Source organism: Ewingella americana (genome assembly GCF_006438725.1).
Taxonomy (GTDB): Bacteria; Pseudomonadota; Gammaproteobacteria; order Enterobacterales; family Enterobacteriaceae; genus Ewingella; species Ewingella americana_A.
In genome coordinates this window covers 223,325-249,546 of record NZ_RCZD01000003.1, presented here as the reverse complement: position 1 = coordinate 249,546, position 26,222 = coordinate 223,325, and the positions used below count along the sequence as shown (strand labels likewise).

At 53.1% G+C, this 26,222-nt stretch carries 23 protein-coding genes, 6 tRNA genes, 2 other RNA genes and 1 pseudogene; 18 read left to right on the top strand and 14 right to left on the bottom strand.

Annotated features, from left to right (window positions below):
- Positions 1-42: 42 nt before the first annotated feature.
- Positions 43-291 (top strand): CsbD family protein, encoded by a 249-nt coding sequence (locus EAH77_RS07035; protein ID WP_241673410.1) that lies wholly within the window; start codon positions 43-45, stop codon positions 289-291.
- Between the two features lie 91 nt (positions 292-382).
- Here EAH77_RS07035 and alaC read toward each other — a convergent pair whose 3' ends face one another.
- Together alaC and EAH77_RS07025 are read right to left on the bottom strand one after the other, a co-directional pair.
- Entirely contained in the window at positions 383-1,597 is a 1,215-nt protein-coding gene (gene alaC / locus EAH77_RS07030) for an alanine transaminase (protein ID WP_140471100.1), read from the bottom strand.
- A 117-nt stretch (positions 1,598-1,714) separates the two neighbouring features.
- On the bottom strand, positions 1,715-2,266 hold the full coding sequence (locus EAH77_RS07025) for a GNAT family N-acetyltransferase (protein WP_140471098.1): 552 nt from the start codon (positions 2,264-2,266) through the stop codon (positions 1,715-1,717).
- Positions 2,267-2,470: 204 nt separating this feature from the next.
- Between EAH77_RS07025 and EAH77_RS07020 the strand changes: the two genes are divergently transcribed.
- The gene (locus EAH77_RS07020; RefSeq protein WP_140471096.1) at positions 2,471-4,144 is read left to right on the top strand and encodes a sensor histidine kinase; all 1,674 of its coding nucleotides are present in this window, start codon (positions 2,471-2,473) and stop codon (positions 4,142-4,144) included.
- On the top strand, positions 4,141-4,878 hold the full coding sequence (locus EAH77_RS07015; RefSeq protein WP_140471094.1) for a LytR/AlgR family response regulator transcription factor: 738 nt from the start codon (positions 4,141-4,143) through the stop codon (positions 4,876-4,878). The genes EAH77_RS07020 and EAH77_RS07015 overlap by 4 nt, the downstream gene beginning before the upstream one ends.
- Positions 4,879-4,961: 83 nt before the next feature.
- Here EAH77_RS07015 and glk read toward each other — a convergent pair whose 3' ends face one another.
- Positions 4,962-5,933 (bottom strand): glucokinase, encoded by a 972-nt coding sequence (glk, locus tag EAH77_RS07010; RefSeq protein WP_140471092.1) that lies wholly within the window; start codon positions 5,931-5,933, stop codon positions 4,962-4,964.
- Positions 5,934-6,244: 311 nt separating this feature from the next.
- Here glk and EAH77_RS07005 point away from each other — a divergent pair, with 311 nt between their 5' ends.
- Positions 6,245-7,525, top strand: coding sequence for an ion channel protein (locus EAH77_RS07005; protein WP_140471090.1), 1,281 nt, complete (start codon positions 6,245-6,247; stop codon positions 7,523-7,525).
- Between the two features lie 4 nt (positions 7,526-7,529).
- Here EAH77_RS07005 and EAH77_RS07000 read toward each other — a convergent pair whose 3' ends face one another.
- Positions 7,530-8,228: an aspartate/glutamate racemase family protein gene (locus EAH77_RS07000; RefSeq protein WP_140471088.1), complete on the bottom strand. Its 699-nt coding sequence runs from the start codon at positions 8,226-8,228 to the stop codon at positions 7,530-7,532.
- Between the two features lie 84 nt (positions 8,229-8,312).
- Entirely contained in the window at positions 8,313-8,801 is a 489-nt protein-coding gene (locus tag EAH77_RS06995) for a multidrug/biocide efflux PACE transporter (protein WP_140471086.1), read from the bottom strand.
- Between the two features lie 150 nt (positions 8,802-8,951).
- On the opposite strand from EAH77_RS06995, the gene EAH77_RS06990 reads away from it, so the two are divergent.
- On the top strand, positions 8,952-9,827 hold the full coding sequence (locus EAH77_RS06990; RefSeq protein WP_140471084.1) for a LysR family transcriptional regulator: 876 nt from the start codon (positions 8,952-8,954) through the stop codon (positions 9,825-9,827).
- Between the two features lie 14 nt (positions 9,828-9,841).
- Here the strand turns inward: EAH77_RS06990 and EAH77_RS06985 are convergent, their stop codons facing one another.
- A complete protein-coding gene (locus EAH77_RS06985; RefSeq protein WP_140471474.1) occupies positions 9,842-11,500 on the bottom strand; it encodes an alpha-keto acid decarboxylase family protein in 1,659 nt (552 codons plus the stop codon).
- Positions 11,501-11,836: 336 nt separating this feature from the next.
- On the opposite strand from EAH77_RS06985, the gene mgrA reads away from it, so the two are divergent.
- Together mgrA and EAH77_RS06975 are read left to right on the top strand one after the other, a co-directional pair.
- On the top strand, positions 11,837-12,826 hold the full coding sequence (mgrA, locus tag EAH77_RS06980; protein WP_140471082.1) for an L-glyceraldehyde 3-phosphate reductase: 990 nt from the start codon (positions 11,837-11,839) through the stop codon (positions 12,824-12,826).
- A gap of 164 nt (positions 12,827-12,990) precedes the next feature.
- Entirely contained in the window at positions 12,991-13,410 is a 420-nt protein-coding gene (locus EAH77_RS06975; protein WP_140471080.1) for a DUF2502 domain-containing protein, read from the top strand.
- Positions 13,411-13,485: 75 nt separating this feature from the next.
- On the opposite strand, the pseudogene EAH77_RS06970 reads toward EAH77_RS06975, so the two are convergent.
- Positions 13,486-14,733 (bottom strand): annotated as a pseudogene (locus EAH77_RS06970) (Nramp family divalent metal transporter); the annotation flags it as partial.
- 393 nt (positions 14,734-15,126) lie between these two features.
- Between EAH77_RS06970 and EAH77_RS06965 the strand changes: the two are divergent.
- On the top strand, positions 15,127-16,314 hold the full coding sequence (locus EAH77_RS06965) for a NupC/NupG family nucleoside CNT transporter (RefSeq protein ID WP_140471076.1): 1,188 nt from the start codon (positions 15,127-15,129) through the stop codon (positions 16,312-16,314).
- A gap of 221 nt (positions 16,315-16,535) precedes the next feature.
- On the opposite strand, the gene EAH77_RS06960 is transcribed toward EAH77_RS06965, so the two are convergent.
- Together EAH77_RS06960 and EAH77_RS06955 are read right to left on the bottom strand one after the other, a co-directional pair.
- A tRNA-Ala gene (locus EAH77_RS06960) sits at positions 16,536-16,611 on the bottom strand.
- 75 nt (positions 16,612-16,686) lie between these two features.
- Positions 16,687-16,762, bottom strand: a tRNA-Ala gene (locus tag EAH77_RS06955).
- Positions 16,763-17,115: 353 nt separating this feature from the next.
- Here EAH77_RS06955 and EAH77_RS06950 point away from each other — a divergent pair.
- Positions 17,116-17,901 (top strand): formate/nitrite transporter family protein, encoded by a 786-nt coding sequence (locus EAH77_RS06950; RefSeq protein ID WP_140471074.1) that lies wholly within the window; start codon positions 17,116-17,118, stop codon positions 17,899-17,901.
- Between the two features lie 80 nt (positions 17,902-17,981).
- On the opposite strand, the gene gltX is transcribed toward EAH77_RS06950, so the two are convergent.
- Entirely contained in the window at positions 17,982-19,400 is a 1,419-nt protein-coding gene (gene gltX, locus EAH77_RS06945) for a glutamate--tRNA ligase (protein ID WP_140471072.1), read from the bottom strand.
- Positions 19,401-19,662: 262 nt separating this feature from the next.
- Here gltX and EAH77_RS06940 point away from each other — a divergent pair.
- The 6 genes from EAH77_RS06940 (at position 19,663) to EAH77_RS06915 (ending at position 20,416) form a co-directional block, all read left to right on the top strand.
- Positions 19,663-19,738 (top strand) — tRNA-Val (locus tag EAH77_RS06940).
- Positions 19,739-19,786: 48 nt separating this feature from the next.
- Positions 19,787-19,862: transfer RNA gene (locus EAH77_RS06935), tRNA-Val, on the top strand.
- A gap of 42 nt (positions 19,863-19,904) precedes the next feature.
- A tRNA-Val gene (locus tag EAH77_RS06930) sits at positions 19,905-19,980 on the top strand.
- 7 nt (positions 19,981-19,987) lie between these two features.
- Positions 19,988-20,063: transfer RNA gene (locus EAH77_RS06925), tRNA-Lys, on the top strand.
- A gap of 43 nt (positions 20,064-20,106) precedes the next feature.
- Positions 20,107-20,232, top strand: a non-coding RNA gene (locus EAH77_RS06920) — RtT sRNA.
- Positions 20,233-20,290: 58 nt separating this feature from the next.
- Positions 20,291-20,416: non-coding RNA, RtT sRNA (locus EAH77_RS06915), on the top strand.
- An 82-nt stretch (positions 20,417-20,498) separates the two neighbouring features.
- Here EAH77_RS06915 and eutC read toward each other — a convergent pair.
- Both eutC and EAH77_RS06905 read right to left on the bottom strand, forming a co-directional pair.
- Positions 20,499-21,308: an ethanolamine ammonia-lyase subunit EutC gene (eutC, locus tag EAH77_RS06910; protein ID WP_140471070.1), complete on the bottom strand. Its 810-nt coding sequence runs from the start codon at positions 21,306-21,308 to the stop codon at positions 20,499-20,501.
- On the bottom strand, positions 21,305-22,684 hold the full coding sequence (locus tag EAH77_RS06905; RefSeq protein ID WP_140471069.1) for an ethanolamine ammonia-lyase subunit EutB: 1,380 nt from the start codon (positions 22,682-22,684) through the stop codon (positions 21,305-21,307). Before EAH77_RS06905 ends, eutC begins: the two co-directional genes overlap by 4 nt.
- A gap of 182 nt (positions 22,685-22,866) precedes the next feature.
- Between EAH77_RS06905 and EAH77_RS06900 the strand changes: the two genes are divergently transcribed.
- Both EAH77_RS06900 and EAH77_RS06895 read left to right on the top strand, forming a co-directional pair.
- Positions 22,867-23,421 (top strand): nucleotidyltransferase family protein, encoded by a 555-nt coding sequence (locus EAH77_RS06900; protein ID WP_140471068.1) that lies wholly within the window; start codon positions 22,867-22,869, stop codon positions 23,419-23,421.
- 95 nt (positions 23,422-23,516) lie between these two features.
- Positions 23,517-23,855, top strand: a complete 339-nt coding sequence (locus EAH77_RS06895) for a FlxA-like family protein (protein WP_140471067.1) — start codon at positions 23,517-23,519, stop codon at positions 23,853-23,855.
- A gap of 23 nt (positions 23,856-23,878) precedes the next feature.
- Here EAH77_RS06895 and EAH77_RS06890 read toward each other — a convergent pair whose 3' ends face one another.
- Positions 23,879-24,799 carry a LysR family transcriptional regulator gene (locus tag EAH77_RS06890; RefSeq protein ID WP_140471066.1) on the bottom strand — a complete coding sequence of 307 codons (921 nt, stop codon included), beginning with the start codon at positions 24,797-24,799 and terminating at the stop codon, positions 23,879-23,881.
- A 108-nt stretch (positions 24,800-24,907) separates the two neighbouring features.
- Here EAH77_RS06890 and EAH77_RS06885 point away from each other — a divergent pair, with 108 nt between their 5' ends.
- Positions 24,908-25,909, top strand: coding sequence for a bile acid:sodium symporter family protein (locus EAH77_RS06885; RefSeq protein WP_140471065.1), 1,002 nt, complete (start codon positions 24,908-24,910; stop codon positions 25,907-25,909).
- 68 nt (positions 25,910-25,977) lie between these two features.
- Here EAH77_RS06885 and EAH77_RS06880 read toward each other — a convergent pair whose 3' ends face one another.
- Positions 25,978-26,220, bottom strand: coding sequence for a DUF3820 family protein (locus EAH77_RS06880; protein ID WP_140471064.1), 243 nt, complete (start codon positions 26,218-26,220; stop codon positions 25,978-25,980).
- Positions 26,221-26,222: the final 2 nt, after the last annotated feature.

The window sequence follows — 26,222 nt, the reverse complement described above, 5'->3', positions numbered from 1 at the left end:
GACCCGTTTTTTGCCGGTCCCGCAGACAAGAAGGAACTGCTTATGTTTGATAAAGCGAAAGATAAAGTTGAAGAAATGGTAGGTAAAGGTCAGGAAGAGTTTGGCCGTGCCACACAGGATCGTGATTTGCAGGCTGAAGGCGTGGTACGCAAAAATCTTTCCCAGGCATCCTACGCGGTGAACGATGCCGTCGATACCGTGAAGCGTCAGACCTCTGACAACCCGGTCCCGGCCCTGCTGATTGCCGCCGGTGTCGGCTTCCTGCTGGCCAAACTGGTCGGTCGCAGATAGTTTCTGCCCGCAATGCCTGAGATGTTCAGGTTATGAAATAGAAAAAACCGGCGAAAGCCGGGTTTTTTGTTGGTGTGGGGAAAACGGTTAATCAGGCTTTCGGCGCCAGCAAACCGTCGGCGCGGAACATCGCTTTGATGCCGCGAACGGCCTGACGGATACGGTCCTGGTTTTCGATCAGGGCGAAGCGCACGTGGGTGTCACCGTAGTCGCCGAAACCGATGCCCGGAGAGACGCACACTTTGGCATCGGCCAGCAGGCGTTTGGCAAATTCGAGTGAGCCTAAATCGGCGTAAGCCGGGGGGATTTTAGCCCAGACGTACATTGACGCTTTTGGGTTGTCTACCATCCAGCCCGCTTCGTGCAGACCGCGCACCAGCACGTTACGGCGCTGACGATACTGTTCGGCAATGTCTTTTACGCACTGCTGATCCCCTTCCAGCGCCGCGATGGCCGCCACCTGCAACGGCGTAAATGTGCCGTAGTCGTGATAGCTTTTGATACGTGCCAGCGCGTTAACCAATTCCGGGTTACCGACCATAAAGCCGATACGCCAGCCCGCCATATTGTAACTTTTCGACAGGGTAAAGAATTCCACGGCAATGTCTTTCGCGCCAGGCACCTGCATGATCGATGGCGCTTTCCAGCCATCGTAAACGATATCGGCATAAGCCAGGTCATGGATAACCAGCACGTCGTACTGTTTGGCCAGCGCCACGACCCGCTCGAAGAAGTCCAGCTCAACGCACTGGGCGGTCGGGTTGGACGGGAAGCCGAGGATCATCATTTTAGGACGCGGAATGGTTTCGCGGATCGCGCGTTCCAGTTCAGCAAAGAAGTCAACGCCTTCGGTCAGTGGCACCGAACGCACCTGTGCACCGGCAATCACCGCACCGTAAATATGAATCGGGTAACTTGGATTGGGCACCAGTACGGTGTCGCCATGGTCGAGCGTGGCCAGCATCAGATGCGCCAGCCCCTCTTTAGAACCAATGGTGACGATGGCTTCGCTTTCCGGGTCAATGTCTACCTGATAGCGATCGGCATACCAGCGGGAGATCGCCCGGCGCAAGCGCGGAATACCGCGTGAGGTGGAATAGCCGTGAGTGTCTTCACGCTGAGCAACCTGCACCAGTTTTTCAACAATGTGCGGCGGCGTCGGGCCGTCCGGGTTCCCCATACTGAAATCGATAATATCTTCGCCGCGACGTCGCGCAGCCATTTTCAATTCAGCGGTAATGTTAAAAACATACGGGGGAAGACGATCGATACGTGAAAAACGACGCGGTGAACGGGAGTCAGCCATAAATTCCTCGAGGATACGTGAGCGCCCGGACCGTCCGAGCGACGCTGACCGCTAATGCGGTCCTCAATGAACATATCTCAGGCGGAAAAAACTGTCGAGTGTTTGCGCAACCTATTTTTAACCTCGCGGATCGCTCGCCAACACACCCAGCAGCCAGTCGTTATGCCAGGTATCACCGATACGGTAACTTTCACGCAAATTCCCTTCCAGACGAAAACCGCATTTCTCCAGCACCCGGCGCGATCCGTGGTTACCTTCCAGCACGTTGGCCTGCAAACGGTGGAACCCGCACAGGTCGAAAGCAAAATTCAGCACGGCACGCAGTGACTCCACGGCGTAGCCTTTGCCCTGATGTTCTGGCGAGATGATAAAGCCCACTTCGCCCTGCTGATAGGGCCGCCAGTCGGGGAAGAACCCTGTCAGGCCAACCGCCTGACCCGTATCACGCTCGCGGATAGTCAGGCACAGCCAGAAATCGGCATAGCGGTCCCAGTAACCGAGCCGTTGCTCAAAACGGCTGCGGATTTGTGCGGGCGTGTCGAGAGCGCCAATAAAACGCATCACATCGGCGTCCTGATACAGCTGTTGAAACAGCCACCAGTCTTCATTTTCAATCGGCTGCATGTGCAGGCGTTCCGTCGTTAACGCTATAGGGGTCAGTGTTTTCATGAGTTATCCTGCACAACATCGTTGAGAAAATAATAGCCTATTCAGCCCACACTCATGGGGCTTCCACCCTATAATAATCGGGATTGTACCCATGAATTATGGTTTTGCCCCTGCAAAATCCCTACAATAATAATCATCCTAAATTACCGCGAATGAAGCGTCTTATCATTACGCGTTGTAACGCCACAACCCAGAGAGCCTGCCGTGCCGCAAGTGTTTGAGATGTTACTGGCGGTCTTTGACCGTGCAGCCCTGATGTTGATCTGCCTGTTCTTCCTGACCCGTACCCGCCTGTTCCGCAAGCTGTTACAGAAAGAGAGCCATAATCACACGCCACTGGAACTGGCTGCGGTGACGACCATTTTCTCGCTGTTTGCGATTTTTGGCACGCTGTCAGGCATTAATGTTGAAGGCTCACTGATTAACGTGCGCACCATCGCCATTATCTCTGGCGGTATTCTGTTTGGACCGTGGGTCGGTATTATCACCGGCGTGATTTCTGGCACCCACCGCTTCTTGATCGACATTCATGGCCCAACGTCCCTTCCCTGCCTGATCACCAGTATTACCGCCGGTATTCTGTCAGGTTATATCAACCTTAAGGTGAAGAAAGCCCACCGCTGGAAAGTCGGGATTGCCGCCGGGATGCTGTGTGAAGCGCTGACGATGGTACTGATCCTGCTGATGGCGAAACCTTTTTCACTGGGGCTGGATATTGTGATGAATATCGCCGCGCCGCTGATCCTCGGGGCCAGTTCGATCGGGCTTATCGTGCTGCTGGTGCAAAGCGTGGAAGATGAGAAAGAGGTGATCGCCGCGCGTCAGGCAAGGCTGGCGCTGGATATTGCCAATAAAACCTTGCCTTATTTTCGCAATATCAATGCCGAATCTCTGGCGACCATTTGCGGCATTATCCGTGAAGATATCAACGCCGACGCGGTCGCCATCACTGACACAAAAAACATTCTGGCGTATGTCGGCGTCGGCGCCGAGCAGTACAATATTGGCCATGAAACCCTCAGCGACATCACGAAATTGACGCTGGAAAAGGGCAAAATCACCATCAAGAATAACGATGAGATGCACCGCACACCGCAGATCCACTCGCTGATCATCATTCCGCTGTGGGAAAAAGGGGTGGTGACCGGCTCACTGAAAATCTACTACTGCCACGCCCACCGCATTACCTATTCGCTGAAAGTCATGGCCGTCGGGCTGTCGCAAATTATCTCCACGCAAATGGAAGTATCACGGGCCGAGCAGTTGCGCGAAATGGCCAATAAAGCCGAGATGCGTGCGCTGCAAAGCAAAATCAATCCGCATTTTCTGTTTAATGCGCTGAACGCCATTTCATCGTCGATCCGCGTTCGCCCCGATACCGCCCGCCAGTTGATCATCAATCTGTCGCGCTATCTGCGCTATAACCTCGAGCTGAATGACGAGCTTATCGACCTGCGCAAAGAGTTGCATCAGGTGCAGGATTACATCGCCATCGAACAGGCGCGTTTTGGCAGCAAACTGACGGTAATTTATGATATCGATGACGACATTTCGGTACGGATCCCAAGTTTGCTGATCCAGCCGTTAGTGGAAAACGCCATTGTTCACGGCATTCAGCCGTGCAGCGGCAAAGGCGTGGTGGTGATCGCCGTCAAACACAGCGGCGGGAATATTAAGGTGTCGGTCAAAGACACCGGCCACGGTATTAATCAGGAAACGATTGAGCGCGTCGCGGCCAATGAAATGCCGGGCAATAAAATCGGCCTGCTGAATGTGCATCACCGCGTTTCATTACTTTACGGCCAGGGTTTGCAGATCCGTCGCCTGGAACCCGGCACCGAGATTTCATTTTTGATCACCCGGGATAAAAGCGCATGAAAGCCATCATTGTTGAGGATGAAGTCCTCGCTCAGGAGGAGCTGACTTATCTGATTAAAGCTCACAGCAGCATCAATATTGCAGCCACTTTTGATGATGGTCTGGACGTGCTGAAGTATCTGCAAACGCATGAAGTGGATGCGATTTTTCTCGACATCAGCATCCCGTCGCTCGATGGCGTATTGCTGGCGCAAAACATCAGTAAATTCGCCCATAAGCCTTATATCGTGTTTATTACCGCTTATAAGGAGCATGCCGCCGAAGCCTTCGAAATCGAAGCATTTGACTACATTCTCAAGCCGTATCACGAGTCACGTATCGTCACCATGCTGCAAAAACTCGAGTTGCATTTTAAGCGCGATAAACAGGAGCAGACCCAGACCACGCCGAGCAGTAACCGGGTCAGCCACAGCATTAACCTGATCAAAGATGAGCGGATCATCGTCACCGACATTAACGATATTTATTACGCCGCCGCGCAGGAAAAAGTCACCCAGGTATTTACGCGCCGGGAAGAGTTCACCATGCCGATGAACATCAGCGAACTGTGCAACCGCCTGCCGGAGGAGCATTTTTTCCGTTGTCACCGATCGTACTGCGTGAATTTATCAAAGATCCGCGAAATTGTGCCGTGGTTTAACAACACCTACATTTTGCGCCTGAGCGATTTGGATTTCGAAGTGCCAGTGAGCAGAAGCAAGGTGAAGGAATTCAGAAGATTAATGCGGTTTTAGTGAAGTAAAAGCGGCTCTTCGAAAAAGAAGAACCGCATGGCATACCCAAAGTCATTGGAGCTGCAGCTAACGCCGCTGTGGCTTCAAGGGCGCAGGTTATGCCCCATTGACTGACGCAGATAGGCTCCGGCGCCTAACAAACCGGGTTGGTCATGGATAATGAGATAAACCGGGATATCGACCAAATAGTCTTTGAAGCGCCCTTTGTCCTCGAAGGCCGCACGGAAACCGGAGGCTTTGAAGAATTCGAGGAAGCGCGGCACGATTCCACCCGCGATATAAACCCCGCCAAAAGTGCCCATGGTCAGCGCCAGATTGCCGCCAAACCGTCCCATGATCACGCAAAAAAGCGACAGTGCGCGGCGACAATCCACATCATCTTCGCCCAGAGCCCGTTCTGTTACGTCCTTCGGTGCCAGATTTTCCGGCACGCGGTTATCTGATTTTACAATGGCGCGGTACAGATTCACCAACCCCGGCCCGGAGAGAATACGTTCGGCAGAGACGTGGCCCATATCCGTGCGCAACTGTTCAAGGATCATGTCCTCCTCTTCGCTGTTCGGTGCAAAGTCCACGTGACCGCCCTCGCCAGGCAAGCTCAGCCAGCGTTTATCGGCGTGAATCAGATGCGCAACGCCAAGCCCGGTACCTGCGCCGTAAATCACCGCCGGTTTGCCGTCGAGTGGTTTTTTACCCCCAAACTGCAATAAGTCTTTGTCCTGCAACATCGGAATGGTCATCGATACCGCAGTAAAATCATTGATAACTTCGAGATGATCCAGTTTCAGACCCGCTTTCATTTCCGCGATGGAAAATGCCCAGGTATGGTTGGTCATGGCCACCCAGTCGCCGGTTATCGGGCAGGCAATCGCGATACAGGCGTGTTTCACATCCTGATGCTGCTGCTCCAGATACACACGGACCACCTCTTCGAGACTGTCGTAGTCCAGACCAGAAAAGGTCTTCGCCGCCGAGATTTCACCGCTGTCGAGCGCGCACAAAGCCAGCCGACAGTTAGTGCCGCCGACGTCACCCACCAGGGAGTATTGGTTCATTTTATTCTCCGAAAAAGTAGATTCTTGATCCTGCGTAATTTGGGGCTGAGCAAAACCGATAAAAGCCGTTATTATCAATCGTTGAGACGGGTCAAAAGCCGCCCGCAGAATAAGAGAAGATGACATAATTGTGAGGGCAAAATAGCGGTAATTGCCATAGGCTGCAACGCCGATTTAAGCCAACGCACATTTATGCGTAGTCTCTTTTAAAATATTATCACTGTCGGCCAGACTCTTAGCCGTCATGGCGATCACTACGCCAGTGCCGAAGCCCTGGGCAAGTGCGTTACTTTACTGAAAGGAAATGTTGCATGTTGCATCCCCGTGCGAAAATCATGCTGGCGTTTGCCCTGCCAGCCATGGTCATCGGCGCGCTTTCCAGCCTGATACTGGTGGCGGTTATGCTGTTGGCTGGCGCGTTACAAACCTTGCTCTGGCAACACATCCCCTCCACCCTGCATATTAATACTCAGTCCGCGAGCTGGACGCTGTTTATGCTTACGCTGACAGGTTTGGGCGTCGGTGCATTGATTAAGTATATGCCGGGCCACGCCGGACCGGATCCTGCCAGTGAATCTTTGGTTGGTGCGCCAGTGCCGCTGAATGCTTTACCGGGACTGGCGCTGGCGCTGATGCTGGGGCTGGCGGGCGGTGTCAGCCTCGGGCCGGAATATCCTATTACCGTGATTAACATCGCGCTGGCTGCCGCAGCAGGCAGACGCTTGTTGCCTCAGGTTCCGACCACAGATTGGGTGATCCTGGCAGCGTCTGGCACGATTGGCGCACTGTTTGGTACACCGGTAGCCGCAGCGCTGATCTTCTCCCAAACGCTGGGCGGAGATAAAGACGTTCCTTTGTGGGATCGCCTGTTTGCCCCCCTGGTCGCGGCCGGTACTGGCGCGGTGACCACCGACCAGTTCTTCGTGCCTGATTTCTCACTCAACATTGCCCCTTACAACACCACTGAATTAGTGGATCTGTTCAGCGGCTCCGTCGTGGTGCTGATTGCGATTGCACTCGGCATGATTGGCGTGTGGATATTCCCTCATCTGCACCGGATGTTTAACGGCATCCGCAACCCCATGCTGAAATTGAGTATTGGCGGGTTTGTGCTGGGTCTGCTGGCGCTGATTGGCGGGGAGATCACCCTGTTCAAAGGGCTGGATGAGATGAAACAGCTGGCGGGGTCCAATCAGATGTTTGGCATCAGTTCGATGCTGGCGATAACGCTGACCAAACTCGCCGCCCTCGTGGTCGCGGCAGCCTGTGGTTTTCGTGGGGGTCGCATCTTTCCGGCCGTGTTTGTTGGGGTGTCGCTCGGCCTGATGTTGCATCAATACGCGCCGAACGTGCCTGCGGCAGTGACCGTTTCCTGCGCCGTGATGGGCATGGTGCTGGTGGTGACCCGCGATGGCTGGCTAAGCCTGTTTATGGCCGCGGCCGTGGTGCCAGGCCTGAAGTTATTGCCGCTGCTGTGCATCGTGATGCTACCCGCCTGGCTGTTACTCGCGGGTAGGCCGCTGATGCTGGTCAGTAAATATCTGCCTGCCCGCCGTAATCAGGGCGGGTCAGAATCAGATCTGAAGAAGTAAAACGTCAGGAGGCGGCAAGCGCGTATTCTGCCGCCGCCAGCGCATGAATAGCCGTGGTGTCGAACACCGGCACCGCCGCATCTGCTGCTCCCACCAGCAAGGTGATCTCAGTACAGCCCAAAATGATCCCCTCAACGCCCTGCAGCTCCAGTTTGCCGATGATCCTGCGGTACTCTTCGCGGGACGCCTCGCAGATTTTCCCCAGACATAGCTCCTCATAGATGATGCGGTGCACAATATCGCGATCGGCCTCATCCGGCGTTACCACTTCGATCTGATGCTTATCCTGCAAACGCCCGCGATAAAAATCCTGCTCCATCGTGAATTTAGTGCCCAATAATCCAATGCGTGCAAGGCCCTGCTGCTTAATTTTAGCCGCCGTGGCATCGGCAATGTGCAGCAAAGGTAAACCGCCAATGCGTTCGATATCGTCGGCTACTTTATGCATGGTGTTGGTACAAACCACGATGACTTCAGCACCCGCGCGAGCCAGTGCGTGTGCTGCTTCTCCCAGAATTTTTCCAGCCTGCTGCCAGTCACCTTTAGCCTGCAACTGCTCGATGTCATAGAAATCGACACTATGCAAAAACAGCCTGGCAGAGTGTAATCCGCCAAGCTGTTGCTTGATGTGTTCGTTGATGGTGCGGTAATAGGGCACGGTGGATTCCCAACTCATGCCGCCGATCAGACCTAACGTTTTCATCTGTTGAACCTTAAGGTTGTTCTTATCCATAAATGAATAAGAACATAACTGAGGCGCAGCCGGCTGACAATTCAGGCTTGAAGATCAATGCTTGGCTGAACAGCGTTTTGCCGTTTTCTCGCGCTTAGCATTGTTGCGGTTCACCACGCGCTGACGCAGGGTATCGTAGAGCCAGTTGTAGGCGATGGTGTACGGCAGGAAGAACAGGAAGAAACCGATCTCCAGCATAAACGCGTTCAGCAGTGAAATTCCGAGCCAGCCCGCAGCAATCGGTAAACCGATCAGAATGAACCCGCTTTCAAACCCCAGCGCATGACACACCCGAACTTTCATCGTGCGGGTAACACGGCTCACCGGCCACAGGCGGTCAAAAACCGAGTTATAAATGATGTTCCATACCATCGCGGTAGTGGAAAGCAGAATGGCCAGCGTACCCATTTCGAAAATGGATTTGTTTAACAGCCATGCGGCGGCCGGGGCGGAAATCAGCACCGCCAGTGCCTCAAAACCGATGGCGTGAAAAATGCGTTCACCCAATGTTTTTTTAGAGGTGTTTTTTGAATTGATTGACATAAAGACCTGCCATTTTCCGTTGTTGTTATGGTGGAAATTTAAGAAGTGACATCCGTCACAGGCCGTTATTATCATCGTTAAATAAGATGGATAAAAGATAGTTAATATCGATAAAATAGATGGATTGATTTCTGACAAAGAGAGGCAGCGATGCGTTATTCCCCCGAAGCCTTAGTGGCGTTTGTCGAAGCAGCAGACACCGGCTCTTTTTCCGCTGCCGCGCGCAAATTACGTAAAAGTCAGTCAACCGTCAGTACGGCGATTGCCCATCTTGAGGTCGATTTAGGCCTGACATTATTTGACCGTAGCAGCCGCCAGCCCGTGCTGACCCCGCAGGGGAAACGGGTACTGAATCATGTTCAGGCCATTCTGGCCGCCAGCGAGCGCCTCGATGAGCTGGCTATTCGTCTTTCCACACAAATCGAAACGCAGCTGACGTTTGTGTTGTCTGATACCTATCAGCCGACACACCATGAAAATTTGCTTAAACGTTTTGAGCAGCGCTACCCGGATATCGAGTTTGAGTGTCTTATCGCCGAGGATCAGGATGTCATCGATCTGTTGCAGGCCGGGCGGGCACATATTGGGATGTTGGAAGTTCAGGACGCGTACCCACCGGATATTGGCGTCGCTCGTCTGCCTGAACAAACGGATATGGATATCTTCGTCAGTCGCGAGCACCCGCTGGCGCAGCTGTCAAATATTCAGCCGGAACAGCTGCACACCTTCCGCCAGCTTATTTTGCAACCCTACCGGCGCACTGAAAACCGGACGCCGGGGCAAACCTGGTCTGCACCGAGTTATCTGATGTTGCTGGAGATGGCCGAGCAGGGATTTGGCTGGTCGATTCTGCCGCACTGGCTGGTGCGCCAATTTGGGCATAATAAGCTGGTAACATTACCGATGCGTGGCTGGCCGAAACTGATTTCAGTCGATGCTGTCTGGAGTAAAAACAACCAGCCGGGACCCGCGGGAAGCTGGTTCATCGACCAGTTGATTGATCCACTGCTGGCTGATAAACCCTGACGTGTGACACTGCGCTACAGCCCTGAATTGCGCTTCGCAATAGACTTGGTCACCGCCCCAAGCAGTTCAGGAATATCCATTTTAGGCAGCACCACTTCCACCCACGCCATCTGCGGTTTGTCGCGGATTTCCGCCAGCACCGCACTCAGTTGATGGCGATCTTCCACCCGTACGCTCAGCACATTTTTACCGCCAAAGGCTGCCGGAAACAGCGTCCAGTTCCATTGGGCGATATCATTATAACGCTGGGTTTCACCGTGGATCGCCCTTTCCACCGTGTAGCCATCATTGTTAATCACAAAAATAGTGGTTTTCAGACCGTAGCGGATTGCCGCTCCCAGCCCCTGCAAGGTCAGTTGGGCTGAACCGTCGCCGATAATCAAGATCACACGCCGCTCGGGTTCGGCTGTTTGCGCGCCGAACGCCGCCGGTAAGGTAAAACCAATCGATCCCCAGAGTGGCTGAACGATAAAGTCACAATCTTCGGGTAAATTCAGCGCCGCCGCGCCAAAACTGGCCGTTCCCTGCTCCACCACCAGAATGTCACCGGGTTGTAAAAATTCCTGAATGTGCTGCCAGAACACCTGCTGGTCGAGCGCAACGTGGTCCGTTACCGGCAGCGGTGTGCGGGTGAAGTGCGGTATTTCCCACTGCACACAAAGCTCCGCCGTCAATTGATGAAGTGCCTGCACGGCTTCATGCATCGGCAGCTGATGGAAAAACTGTTGGCCGATACGGGCGCTGAACGGGTCAATATCGATACACTTTCCCTCCGGTAATTGTTGGGTGAAGCCTGCGGTGATGGTGTCGGTGAAGCGAACGCCCACGTTAATCAGCACGTCAGCCTGTTCGATAGCGTTTTTAACAACAGGACAGCTGGCGGCTCCTGAGTAGGTACCCGCAAAATGGGGACGTTGCTCATTGAACAGCCCTTTGCCCATTAACAACGTGGCGTGAGGCAGTGGTACCTCGTCCATCCAGCGGGACAGCGCAGCCTTTACGCCAAAACGGTCGGCAAGAAAATCGCCCAGTAACGCCACACGGTGCGCACCGTGCATCAGTTCGCGGGTAGCCTGAACAAACGCGGTCAGAGAATCCTGGGAGAATGCCGCTGCGGGCGGCTTTTGTGGTGCCGCGCGGCTGGCCACTGGCAGCGCCGCGACGTCACTCGGCAGCAGTAAATAGCCCGGTCGCGAATGGTAGAGCGCCTGCGTGATAACACGGTCGATCTCCTCCAGCGCATTCTCCGGCGTCAGCAATCCCTGCGCCACACTGACCGGCTGCGACATTTTCGCGAAATGGCTGAAGTTACCGTCACCCAGTGAGTGGTGCAGCAATTCACCTTTGCGCTGTGAGGAGAGCGCTGGCGCACCGACGATGTGAATCACCGGCAGATACTCGGCGTAGCTTCCAGCCAGGCCATTCAACGCGCTGAGTTCGCCCACACCGAACGTCGTCAGCAGCGCAGCCGCCCCTTTGCGCCGTGCATAACCATCAGCGCCATAAGCGGCATTTAATTCATTGGTACACCCCACCCAGGCAATTTTTGGGTGACTGATCACGTGGTCAAGAAATTGCAGATTGTAGTCACCGGGCACACCGAATAACTCCGTCACGCCACGGTAAGCCAAACGGTCGAGAAGATAGTCACCTACTGTGTAAGCTGTACTCATCATGATCCCCTGCAATTTTTGATTTATATAGTCGATCACACTATCAAAGTATTAACGCAGTAGGTGAATTAGGACATTTATTAGAAAAATAAACCCTGGAAAGGCTGGATTACATCCTTGCCCCGTCATGGCGCATGCCTTCAGGCTTATCAGTTACGGTAATAGACCGGTGTAACCATCCCTTTAGGTCATGAAAAGGATGTCTTTAAACGGCTGTTTTATGAGGGGGCTGTGATCGAGATATCTGGAAAAAACAGTGAAAACGCATACACTAAAACATCTTTTTACCCTGTTCTCTACCAGCACGCCGTGCTGATTAAAATAATAAGGACTCTTATGGTTTACCAGGCCAGCCCTACCCGTTACGACAAAATGGAATACCGCCGCTGTGGTCACAGTGGTCTCAAACTGCCTGCCGTGTCTCTCGGCCTGTGGCACAATTTTGGTGACAATGCGCACTTTGATAATGGCCGCAATTTGATTCGCCATGCATTCGATCACGGCATTACCCATTTCGATTTGGCCAATAACTATGGCCCACCTCCGGGTTCGGCAGAAGAACATTTTGGCCGCATTTTGCAGGAAGATTTACTGCCTTACCGCGATGAACTGATCATCTCTTCGAAAGCCGGTTACACCATGTGGGACGGCCCTTACGGCGACTGGGGTTCGAAGAAGTATCTGGTCGCCAGCCTCAACCAAAGCCTGAAACGCATGGGGCTGGACTACGTCGATATCTTCTACCATCACCGTCCAGACCCGGACACGCCGCTGGAAGAGACCATGGCCGCGCTGGATCTGATGGTACGCCAGGGCAAGGCGCTGTATGTCGGCCTGTCAAACTACCCGGCAGACCGCGCAAAACAGGCGTTTGAGATCCTGCAAAATCTCGGCACCCCATGCCTGATCCACCAACCCAAATACTCGATGTTTGAACGCTGGGTTGAAGCGGATTTACTCGATGCGTTGACGCAAAATGGCGTGGGGTCGATAGCCTTCTCCCCGCTGGCTGGTGGTGTGCTGACCGACCGTTATCTGGCAGGTATTCCTGAAGATTCCCGCGCAGCCAGCGGCAGTAAATTCCTGACCAGCGACCAGCTGACCGATGAAAAACTCGGCAAAGTTCGCCAGTTGGATGCGATTGCCCAGGCGCGCGGACAGAAGCTGTCACAGATGGCGCTGGCGTGGGTGCTGCGCGGCGATCGCGTGACATCCGTGCTCATTGGCGCCAGCAAAACCAGCCAGATCGATGACGCTGTCGGCATGGTCGCAAACCGGCATTTCAGCGAAAAAGAGCTGGCGGAAATCAACGCGATTTTGGTGTAAACGATTACCCTAAAACCTGCAGGAAGTGCGGATAGTTTGTAAAAATATGTGTAAGTATTTCGTTAAGCTGCGTAAAAAATCCAAAACAGGATTGCAGGCAATAGAATAGATGTTGCCTTCGCCTTATAACTGTTACCAGAAATTATAAGGAATCAGGAGGCAACATGTTAAAGCCTTTCATTATTGGAACATTATTGTTTGCTCTGCTCCCTGCCGCAGCACCTGCTGTACAGGCCAGCAGTTTTAGCCTCAATACGCCGGGCCTTTCTATCAATATCGGTGACCGCGACCGTCGTGGTTACTACTGGGATGGTTATGACTGGCGTGATGCCGGTTGGTGGAACAACCACCGTGGCCGCAATTACGGTGAGCGTAGCCATCGCGGTTACTACTGGGATGGCGGACGCTGGCGCGATCGCGGCTGGTGGGATGGCCGCTCCCGTCACCGCCCGCCACCACGCTACTATGGCCGCCCGTACGATGACCATGGTCATCGCGGACACAGAGACGATCGGGGGCGCGGCCCGGATCGCGGACACGGCGGACGTGATGGTCACGACGGTCATGGCGATCACCGCCGTTAAGCCAAAGAGTTAAGACATAAAAAACGGGGCAGCGTGAGCTGTCCCGTTTTTTATTTGCCTCAGACGGCCAGCAGACTACTTGATGAGCATTCCGACCAGTAGATAAAGGTTCAGGCTGACCACAATCAATACGATAAATCGCCCTGCCCACTGCACAGTTTTTGTGTTCACCATCTCGCCCATCAGTTCACGATTTCCGGTAAAAGCCAGCAGTGGCAATAATGCCAGTGCGATCCCAAAACTCAGCAGCACCTGGCTCATGACCAAAATACGCGTGGCGTCCAGCCCCATCAGAATCACGATAAAAGAAGGCATCATGGTCACAACGCGGCGCACCCATATCGGAATGTAGAACTTCACAAAGCCCTGCATCACTACCTGACCAGCCAGCGTTCCTACGACAGTAGATGACAACCCGGCAGCCACCAGGCTCAAGCCAAAAGTGGTAGCAGCAGCATTACCAAGTAAAGGTTGCAACGTGAGGTAGGCCTGGTCGAGCTCACTGATACCGCTGTGGCCGCTGAAGTGGAACGCAGCAGCGGCGGTGGCCATCATCGCAAGATTAACGAAACCGGCGATGGTCATGGCAATACCGACATCAAGCTTGGTGGCGGAGTAGCGCTGCTCTTTCGACGCTTTCCCTCCCCGTTGGGTCAGCGATGAGTGCAGATAAATCACGTGCGGCATGATGGTCGCCCCCAGAACACCCGCGGCAAGGTAGACCGCATCGCTTGATGGCAGGCTGGGGATCAGCATCCCTTTTCCTAATGCCGCCATACTGGGCTGTGAGAAGAACAGTTCAACGATATACGCCGCCGCGACAAATAGCAGTAAACCGGCGATCACCAGTTCCAACGGTTTTTGCCCACGTTTTTGTAGCGCGAGAATAATGAAAGTGGCAATCCCGGTAAGGACTGCGCCCTGTAACAGCGAGACGCCTAACAGGAGTTTGAAGCCTATCGCCGCACCGATGAACTCAGCCAGATCGGTCGCCATGGCGATGATTTCAGCCTGAACCCAATAGGCCCAGACGGCGGGACGTGGAAAGCGGTCGCGGATGTGTTCGGCGAGGTTTTTGCTGGTTGCAATGCCCAATTTGGCAGAAAGCAGCTGGATTAACATCGCCATGATGTTCGCCCAGACCACCACCCACAACAACTGGTAGCCATAAGAGGCACCGGCCTGAATGTTAGTGGCGAAGTTACCCGGATCGATATATCCGATGGCAGCAATAAAAGCCGGTCCCATCAATGAGAGCTTTATCTTGCGGGATGCGCGGCCGGAAGACTCCGCACGGCTGTTGTGCATATCAGTAACCTTACTTTTGTTGCGCTGACGGCAATCATATCTAGTTGATAATGATTATCAAGTGCATTTGGATTGATCTCAGTGATTTCTCTAATAGGCAGGAGGCGCAACTGTCATGCTGCAAAAGAGGTCAACCCGGCTATCCAGCGGCGCACTTTATGGAAACAGACATTTCCAAAAAACAGACAATTAGCCAGATTCAGAACGCACTACGGCAGATAATAAAGCTAGCACAACATTTCCACTTATGCTTATTTTTCTTAACATCTTGATCTTTTGTGTCATGCGCTCAGAAATGTTGCAATTGATGTCTGTAATTTCTATATTTGCAAGCCACTTCACGTTTTAAATGTACGCGTTACATAGAATGACCGTCGAAATATAGCCTGCCTCAAATTTGGAGCACCCATGTCCCGAATACTGCACTTTGTATTAGCGTTGGCCGTTGTCGCTTTACTTGCGTTACTGGTGAGCCGTGATCGTAAAAATATCCGTTTGCGCTTCATCGTTCAGCTGTTGGTCATCGAAGTTCTGTTAGCCTATTTCTTCCTAAACTCCTCTGTGGGATTAGGTTTTGTGAAAGGCTTCTCGGACTTGTTTGAAAAATTATTAGGATTCGCCGCAGAAGGGACCGGCTTCGTATTTGGAGGCATGAGCGATAAAGGATTAGCGTTCTTCTTCCTGAAAGTGTTGTGCCCAATCGTGTTTATTTCTGCACTGATTGGTATTTTGCAGCACATTCGCATTCTGCCGATTGTTATCCGTGCCATCGGTACGGTGCTGTCAAAAATAAATGGTATGGGGAAACTGGAATCCTTCAACGCCATCAGTTCACTGATCCTTGGCCAGTCAGAAAACTTTATCGCGTATAAAGATATTCTGGGCAAAATGTCAGAAAAACGTATGTACACCATGGCAGCGACGGCAATGTCGACAGTTTCTATGTCGATTGTCGGTGCTTACATGACCATGCTTGAGCCACGCTTTGTGGTTGCCGCTCTGGTCCTCAACATGTTCAGTACCTTTATCGTACTGTCACTGATCAACCCATATAAAGTTGATTCAGAAGAAGATTTGCAGATCGGCAATACCCATCAGGGTCAGAGTTTCTTTGAAATGCTGGGTGAATACATCCTGGCGGGCTTCAAAGTGGCTATCATCGTTGCAGCCATGTTGATTGGTTTCATCGCGCTGATTTCCTGCCTGAATGCGTTGTTCAACGTTATATTCGGTATCAGCTTCCAGGGCGTGCTGGGTTATGTCTTCTATCCATTTGCATGGATGATGGGCGTACCAAGCCACGAAGCGCTGCAAGTGGGCAGTATTATGGCCACCAAACTGGTATCCAACGAATTCGTTGCGATGCTGGACTTGCAAAAAGTGGCGGCAGATTTGTCACCACGCGGCGTGGGTATCCTGTCGGTGTTCCTGGTCTCTTTCGCCAACTTCTCGTCGATTGGTATCGTTGCAGGGGCTATCAAGGGCCTGAACGAACATCAGGGCAACGTGGTTTCACGCTTCGGCCTGAAACTGCTGTACGGCTCAACGTTGGTGAGCGTACTGTCTGCTTCTATCGCGGGTCTGGTTCTGGCGTAAGTGGCAATAAACGTGAAGTAGTAAGGTTTTGAGAGAAAGGCGCTTCGGCGCCTTTTTTTATGTCTGCAATTTGGCGCAGCAATGAGTGCATCAGGCAGAAGGTAGAAGGTAGAAGGTAGAAGGTAGAAGGTAGAAGGTAGAAGGTAGAAGGTAGAAGGTAGAAGGTAGAAGGGTAACCGCCAGAAAGCAAAAAACCGGCCAGAGGCCGGTTTTTTTAATTTTGGTGGAGATAAGCGGGATCGAACCGCTGACCTCTTGCATGCCATGCAAGCGCTCTCCCAGCTGAGCTATACCCCCACACGAGGTAGTTCACATTTTACTTCTTTCTGTTTCCTCTGGAAGGAAACAACCAACTTGTCCTGGGAAGGAAGTTGGTGGAGATAAGCGGGATCGAACCGCTGACCTCTTGCATGCCATGCAAGCGCTCTCCCAGCTGAGCTATACCCCCAATTCAAACCAGTTAAAAACCGGTGAACGGGGCGCATAATATGAAACCCCGCCTACCCTGTCAACGGCTAAATCTGTTTATGCGGCCAAGCGATGAAAAAGCCGCCAACCCGGCCACAGCATTGAGGAATTTCTCCCGCCATACGGTAAATGTGTAGTGGGAAACGTCGTATTTTAATCTTCCGATCAGCGGCCTTTTTGCCAGCCTGATGATCTCATTACGCATTTTATTAACATGTGTGACTTAATGATTAATGAAATGTTAGCAAGCTATGAAGATCGGCTTGTTTTCGGATAATTCTGCGTCTAGACTGCCCGCGCAATAATCATATCCATCCACTTTAGAGCCATCCCATGTCCTTGTATTCACCTAAAGAAATCGCATCAATCGCTGTAACGGCCGGAGTTAATAAAAGCCGTGCAACTATATTGAATTTGTTAATTTTAGGATTCCTGGCGGGCGCTTTCATCGCCACCGGTTTCCTGCTGGATTTGCACGTGATAGGGACATTGCCTGCATCCTGGGGTTCGTTCAGTAATTTACTGGGCGCAGCGGTCTTCCCGGTAGGGATCATTTTGACGGTATTAGCAGGGGGAGAACTGCTGACCGGAAATATGATGACCTTACCTATTGCCTGGTTTGCACGTCAGATAAGCCTGTTGTCCGTGCTGCGTAACTGGTTCTGGGTCACGCTGGCTAATCTGATTGGCAGCCTGGCCGTCGCCTATTTCTTCGGCCACGTTCTCGGCCTGACCGAGGGCGCATTCCTGGCTAAAACGGTGGCAACCGCCACCGCGAAGATCAATGCTGACTTCACTCAGGCATTCATTTCCGGTATCGGCTGCAACTGGCTGGTGTGTCTGGCTATCTGGCTGGCCTTCGCCAGTAAAGAGATGGGTGGGAAAGTGATCGGTATGTGGTTCCCGGTGATGGCGTTTGTAGCTATTGGCTTCCAGCACGTGGTAGCGAATATGTTCATCATTCCTGCCGCGATTTTCGCTGGTGCGCTGAGCTGGTCACAGTACTTCCCTAACTTCGTGGCCGTATTCCTCGGTAACGCAGTTGGCGGTGCAGGCTTTGTCGGTCTGATGTACTTCCTGGCTTACCGCCCGACGGTGGCGGCACCGGTCAGCGAATAGCGTTAATAGCTTGAATTTCAGGTAATAAAAAGCCAGCGCGGGAAACCGGCTGGCTTTTTTATCGCTTACGTGAAGAACGACTATTGCTGCTGCGTTTCGCGCTCAGCAATAAAAGCTAACGCCATATCGATGCGGGCAAGTACACGGCTCTGACCGATCGCATGAACGGTAACATCCACACCCGGAGACTGACCCGCGCCGGTCACTGCAACGCGCAGTGGCATACCGACTTTACCCATCCCGACTTCCAGCTCATCCGCCGTGCCCTGAATGGCATGGTGAATGTTCTCAGCCGTCCAGTCAGTGATAGCAGCCAGTTTTGTACGAACAGCTTCCAGCGGCTGACGTGCCACCGGACGCAGGTGTTTCTTCGCCGCATCGGCATCAAACTCAGTGAAATCTTCGTAGAAGTAACGGCAGGACTCGGCCATTTCTTTCAGCGTTTTGCAGCGCTCGCCAAGCAACGTCACGATTTCAAACAGCTGCGGCCCGTTGCGGGTTTCGATACCCTGTTGCTCAACGTGCCACAGCAGGTGCGTGGCGACGTAATGTGGATCCATCGAATTGATGTAGTGATGGTTCAGCCATTGCAGTTTTTCAGTGTTGAACGCACTGGCAGACTTGCTGACGTTCTCCAGTGAGAACAGGGCTTTCATTTCGTCGCGGCTGAAAATTTCCTGGTCGCCATGGGACCAGCCCAGACGCACCAGATAGTTCAGCAACGCTTCCGGCAGATAGCCATCGTCGCGATATTGCATTACGCCGACCGCACCGTGACGTTTGGACAGTTTTTTACCGTCATCACCCAGAATCATTGAAACGTGAGCATAAACCGGCACGGGTGCACCCAGCGCTTTCAGGATGTTGATCTGGCGCGGGGTGTTGTTGATATGGTCTTCGCCACGAATAACGTGAGTAATTTCCATATCCCAGTCATCGACCACGACGCAAAAATTATAAGTAGGAGAACCGTCAGTGCGGCGGATGATCAGATCATCCAGCTCATCGTTGCTGAATTCGATCGGACCACGGATTTGGTCATCAAAGATAACGGAACCTTCCTGCGGGTTACGAAAACGCACGACGCATGGTTCATCAGCAGCGTGATGTTCGTGGCTGTCGCGGCAGTGGCCGTCATAACGAGGCTTGTCATTATTGGCCATTTGTTGTTCGCGCAGTGCTTCCAGACGCTCTTTAGAGCAGTAGCATTTATACGCAGTACCATTTTCCAGCATCTGATCGATCACACCATTATAACGATCAAAGCGTTTGGTCTGGAAATACGGGCCTTCGTCCCAATCCAGATTCAACCAGTTCATGCCGTCCATAATCGCGTCGATAGCCGCCTGCGTGGAGCGTTCGAGATCGGTGTCTTCAATACGCAACACAAACTCACCGCCAAGATTACGGGCGAAGAGCCAGGAGTACAGCGCGGTACGGGCGCCACCGACGTGCAGATAGCCGGTTGGGCTTGGGGCAAAACGGGTTTTGATTTTCATCTGGAATGCAGCCTTAATAGTGCAACGCAGAAAACGTTGCTATCAATTAACAAAAAGTGGCTGACATTCTACCACTCTGCCCTGAATCCTCAACGCCGATAGGGAGCTGGCAATGGGTATTCATTCGATGAATGCGTAAAGAATCAACTACGCGGGCGAGAAATCGGTCAGCTTGTCTAATTTTGCGTCGAACAGTGTTTTTTGTTTTTAAAAATCGTTGACGTAAGTTTAAGTATCCCTATAATGCGACTCCATCACGACGGGGCGATTAGCTCAGTTGGTAGAGCATCTCCTTTACACGGAGGGGGTCGGCGGTTCGAACCCGTCATCGCCCACCACTCTTTTTAGAGTGAACGCGTTGTGATAAGTAAGAAGAAATGAGAATTGGGCGATTAGCTCAGTTGGTAGAGCATCTCCTTTACACGGAGGGGGTCGGCGGTTCGAACCCGTCATCGCCCACCAATTCTCAGTAAATTTCTCTTACGTTGTGGAGTACCCAGAAGTGGGCGATTAGCTCAGTTGGTAGAGCATCTCCTTTACACGGAGGGGGTCGGCGGTTCGAACCCGTCATCGCCCACCACTTCTGCGGGCCGTTAGCTCAGTTGGTAGAGCAGTTGACTTTTAATCAATTGGTCGCTGGTTCGAATCCAGCACGGCCCACCAATTCAGAAAAAAGCGCCTTTTGGCGCTTTTTTCGCATGTGAAATCCGAAGTAAATCCGTGATGGAGGCGAACCAGCAGCTGGTTCGAGCCGAGCGAAGCGAGACGACAACGCGCCAGCGTTGCCCGCAGGGTGAGGCCGAAGGCCGAATCAATCCAGCGCGGCCCACCACTCTTTGTTAATAAAGAATAGAGAAAAGCGCCTTTGGGCGCTTTTTTCGTATGTGAAATCCGAAGTAAATCCGTGATGGAGGCGAACCAGCTGCTGGTTCGAGCAGAGCGAAGCGAGACGACAACGCGCCAGCGTTGCCCGCAGGGTGAGGCCGAAGGCCGAATCAATCCAGCACGGCGCACCACTCTTTGTTAATAAAGAATAGAGAAAAGCGCCTTTGGGCGTTTCTGCGTTTCTGCGTTTCTGCGTTTCAGAGCCTAACGCCCCTACGCCAGCTTAAACATCGGCACGACTTTATTATGCAACGCCGGGTTATCGCTCTCATCTTTCAGATTCACGCCCGACAGCTGCCGCTGAAACGCCTGCTCGAGCAGCCATGCCAGTTTGAAGGCCGCCTGCGGGTGATCCAGACCTTCCGGGCGCACGTTCGAAATGCAATTGCGTTCTGACTCCATCCTTTTAGTGTGCGGCCCCCAGGTCATGTAGATACCCAAACTGTCGGGAGATGACAGCCCCGGCCGCTCGCCAATCAGCATGGCGACCGCTTTCGCCTGCATCACTTCGGCAATATCGTCTCCCAGCGCAACGCGCGACTGATGCGCCAGCACCACCGGCCCCAACGTTAACCCAAGGAGTTGCAAATACGGCAACAACGCGGTGATCAGCGGAATGGCCTGGCGGTGTACCGCTTTCGAAGAGAGCCCGTCAGCCACCACTAACACCAGATCGGCAGGTTTGCTGGCGTGATGAGTCAATATTTCGCGGCTCCCGATACTGAGTTTTCTGCCCAAGTCCGGGCGACATAAATAAGTCGCGCGATCCGGTGCGGCGCTAGCGACCGTCAGGGTGCTCAGCCCCAGTTCATGCAGCGGGGTTTCCAAATCCACGCTGGCAAAAGGCAGATGCACCGCATCTCTGGCCTGCGCATGGGCCAGACCAAACTGCAACAACGCTTCAGTAGGCAAGCTGGAGCCGGTGCGTCCTAACGCAATACGTGCAGCAGTGAACTGGCGTAGCGTCTCCCAGGGGTTGGGATGAACCAGCGGCGCAAGCCCTTTTTTGCTCTCTTCTGTCATATCACCGACCTCAGTTGCAACAACGGGTGAGACGCGCGGGTATCCAGCAGTTGTCCCTGCGGGTCGAGAATATTCATTTTCTCCAGCCACAGGGCAAATTCCGGCGCATGTTTTAGCCCAAGAAGTTCGCGGATATAAAGCGCATCGTGGAACGACGTGCTTTGGTAGTTGAGCATGATGTCATCAGCGCCCGGCACCCCCATCAGGAACGTCAGTCCGGCCGTCCCCAGCAGGGTGAGCAACGTGTCCATATCATCCTGATCGGCTTCAGCGTGATTGGTGTAACAGACATCGCAGCCCAGCGGTAAGCCCAGCAGTTTGCCGCAAAAGTGATCTTCCAGCCCGGCACGGATAATCTGTTTGCCGTCATAGAGATATTCCGGCCCGATAAATCCCACCACGGTATTGATGAGTAACGGGGAGAAGCGCCGGGCAATCGCGTAAGCGCGCGCTTCACAGGTCTGCTGGTCTACGCCGAAATGCGCATTGGCCGACAGACAACTGCCCTGCCCGGTTTCGAAATACATCACATTGTCACCGAGGGTGCCGCGTTTAAGGCTCAGCGCCGCCTGCTGTGCTTCTTCCAGCAGCGCCAGATTGATGCCAAAACCGCTGTTGGCCGCTTCCGTTCCCGCTATTGACTGAAAGACCAAATCAACCGGCGCACCGCGTTCCACCAGCTTGATGGTATTCGTGACATGAGTCAGCACGCAGGACTGGGTAGGGATCTCGAAACGCGAGATGATGTCATCCAGCATGTAGTTAAGATTTTCCAGCAGCGGCAGGCTGTCGCTGGCTGGGTTAATGCCAATCACCGCGTCGCCAGAACCGTACAGCAAACCGTCGAGCATGCTGGCCGCAATACCCTGCAAGTTATCGGTCGGGTGATTGGGTTGCAGACGCACGCTCATGTGCCCAGGCAGCCCGATGGTGTTACGAAAACGGGTGGTTACCCGGCATTTTTTCGCCACCAAAATCAGATCCTGATTGCGCATCAGCTTACTGACAGCAGCGGCCATTTCGGGGGTGATGCCTGGCGCGACGCGTGCCAGCATCACGCTGTCGGTTTTTTCACTCAATAACCAGTCGCGAAAATCCCCGACGGTGAGATGGGAAATCAAGGAAAAGGCCTGCGCGTCGTGGCTGTCGATAATCAGACGAGTAACTTCATCGCTTTCATAGGGAATGAGCAACTGTTGCAGAAAAGTTTTCAGCGGCAATTCGGCCAGCGCCATCTTGGCGGCCATGCGCTGTTCAGCGCTGTCGGCTGCCACTTCTGCCAGATAGTCGCCGGAACGCGCCGGTGACGCTTTCGCCATCAAATCCTTCAAATCACGAAACTGATAGCTGCGGTGGCTCAACGTCGTTTGATACATAACGCTCCTCAGGCTGGCGGGTTCTGAATGTCAAAAGCAGCGAATAAAAAGTAGTCAGACAGAGGCAATAATAATCACGTTAGCCGCGCAGAGTACAGGGCCGTGCAAAGGGTTCCCGCAGAGTCTCTGATTTGTCATCCGGCTGATCTACACTGTGGGCATCACTCCGTGGGGAACAACAGATGAACGAACAGCAACGACAACATACGATTATTGGCTGGATTGAAGCAGACCCGATGCGCATGCTGGCGCTGAGAACTGCGCAGGAGCTGGCGTTGAACGACTGGTGTCTGGCGGCTGGGTTTGTGCGCAATCTGGTGTGGGATCGTCTACACGGTTTAGCTGACGCCACACCACTTAACGATATCGACGTGGTCTATTTTGATCCGCAGAATGTCTCTGTCGACATTGAGAAACGTCTTGAGCAACGCCTTAATGCCGCAGCACCTTTACCCTGGTCGGTAAAAAATCAGGCCAGGATGCATATCCTACACAGCCACGCGCCTTACGCGTCCAGCAGTGACGCCATGAGTTACTGGGTGGAAACTGAAACGGTGATTGGCGCAACACTTGACCATGAAGGCAAGGTGCAACTGGTTACACCGCTTGGCACCGCTGAACTGTTTGCTTTTAGCATCACGGCCAACCCACGCCACGGCAGTCCACAAGTGATGCTAGGCAGAGCCGAAAGCAAAGGCTGGTTAAGCCGCTGGCCCCGTCTGCAACTTAAAATGTAAGGATTTAGCAAAGGCGATAAAGATCTCCATTCACCAGCCGATACCTGTTGTGCACAATCACGTGCAAGGCAGGTGAATCCATAAGTGAGGCAGCAATGAGTACTATCAACGTAACCACGAGTAGTAGTAGCTCAGCGAGTACAGCGTCATCCGGCGGCAGCCAAATTGCTCAGTTAAACAAACAGATCCAGAAACTGACGCAACAGATAAAAAATTTGAGCCAGAGCGGCGACAGTTCTGATGCGGTTCAAAAACAGGTTCAATCAATTCAGACGCAGATCCAGTTACTGCAGGCGCAAATCCAGCAGATTCAGCAACAACAGGCACAAAAAGCAGAGCAGAAAGCCGAACAGGCTCAGGTAGCTTCCAAAACTGACGAAGACAAAAGCGTCAAAAAATCGTCCTCTGCCAATAAAATTGATATTTACGTCTGATCCTTTTTCAGACTGAACGCGCTTTAAAGCAATCCTGACAGGCTGCGTTTTTCAGTGAGAAACGTAGCCTGTTGTTTCACGACCTGCCAAATTGCCTGCGCCGCCGGTGACAGTGAGCGGTTTTTACGCCGTACCAGCATCAGCGCGCGGTTGATTTCAGGCGTGAGACGTCTCACCACCAGCTTACTGCCTTGTGGTAAAGGCAGTGCCAGCGCCGGGATAACACTAATACCAATCCCCGCCTCCACCATCGGAAACAACGTGGCCGGATGACCGATTTCCTGCACAATCTCTGCCGCCACCCCCTGCTGCGCCAACGCGTTGTCGATCAGCATCCGGCTGCCTGAAGCATAATCCTGTAGTACTAACGGGCAGCCGCTTAGCTGGATCCAGTTCACCGATGCCTGTCTGGCGAAGGCATGCTCTTCACGGCACAACAGCAGAAAAGGCTCATGCAAAATGGTCTCGCACGCCAGGTCAGCACTGACGCCAGGGTCAATCACAATGCCAAAATCCACTTCGCCATTACGCACACTGTTGAGCACCAACCGCTGAGCCTGATCGCGCAGCAAGATGCGGATTTCAGGATATTCCTGCTCTCCACTGGCGATACACTGCGGCATCAACTGGGCGGAAATGGTTTGGCTGGAAGCGATACGCACGCGGCCATTGTGCTGAGTACCGAAACTTCGCGTGTCGAGAAGCATAGCGTGCAGCTCATCGAGTAGCGGTTCCACGCGGTTAGCCAGGCGCTGCCCGGCATCCGTGAGGACGACTTCGCGCGTGGTGCGGTCAAGTAACCGCACGCCCATCTCGCTCTCCAGCTCCTTCATGCTGTGACTGATGGCCGACTGGCTCAGCCCGATGGCGTCCCCTGCCCGGCTAAAACTCTGATAGCGGGCCACAGTCACAAAGACGCGAAGTTGTTTGAGGGAATAATTCATGAATAAATTTCATCAATGCATTAAATAAATCAATTTTTTAATTCTATACCAACCGTCCAGAATAGCTGCATTGGTTTACGTCGATCCTTACCTTTGCTGAGAACTCCTATGCGATTTATGCCCGACCGTTTTACCCTGACGCTGATTGCCACCGTGCTGTTAGCGACATTCTTCCCCGCCAGCGGCGTCTTCGTCGCCTTCTTCAATAACCTGACCATTATCGCTATTGGCCTGCTGTTTTTCATGCACGGTGCCAAGCTGTCGCGGGAAGCGATTTTCGCCGGCAGTAACAACTGGCGGCTGCATTTATGGGTGATGTTCAGCACCTTTATCCTGTTCCCAGCGCTGGGATTGCTGTTCCAGTGGTGGCACCCGGTAGACGTCAGCCCGCAAATTTACAGCGGATTTGTTTACCTGTGCATTTTGCCAGCCACCGTGCAGTCGGCGATTGCCTTTACCTCACTGGCTGGCGGTAACGTCGCAGCGGCGGTGTGTAGCGCGTCAGCATCGAGCCTGCTGGGCATTTTTGTCTCGCCGTTGCTGGTCGGCCTGCTGATGCATGTACAGGGTTCTACCGGTGACAGCCTGCAGCAAATCTGGCATATCCTGTTGCAGTTGCTGGTACCGTTTGTGGCCGGGCATCTGCTTCGTCCGCTGATTGGTGGCTTTGTTGAGCGCCACCGTAAGATGATCGGCAAGACCGATCAGACATCAATTTTACTGGTGGTCTATTCAGCGTTCAGCGAAGCCGTGACGCAGGGGATATGGCATCAGGTAGGGTTGGGTTCGCTACTGTTTATCCTGGCCTTCAGCCTGGTGCTGCTGACGTTTATTCTGGTGATCAATACGTATATGGCCCGCTGGATGGGGTTCAGCAAGCCCGATGAGATCACCATTGTGTTCTGCGGTTCCAAAAAGAGCCTGGCCAACGGTATCCCGATGGCCAACATTCTGTTCCCGGTCAGCGCCATCGGCATGATGGTTCTGCCACTGATGATTTTCCATCAGGTGCAGCTAATGACCTGTGCGGTGCTGGCAAAACGTTATAAGAGTAAGCAGGAGGCGAAAGCCGCTGAGCTGCAAAATCGGGCACAGGCGAAGGCCAACTGATTTCCGGCAAATGGCAGACAGAGAAAAGGCGCTGAAATCAGCGCCTTTTCTCTACCATTCAGGACAAGTCACTCGTCAGTGCCTGAAAGCCCAGGACCACTGCGCCGCAGCGGGTTAATCAGGCTTTGTAAGCCTTCGCTTTTAATCGCCAACGTCAGTTGCATCAGTTCGCCTAATTTTCCTTGTGGGAATTCGTCTTTACGGGCGAACCACAGCAGATACTCTTCGGGCAAATCAATCAACACCCGCCCGGCATATTTGCCGAACGGCATTTTCATATTGGCGATCTCAATCAGATCTTCTTTTTCCATGG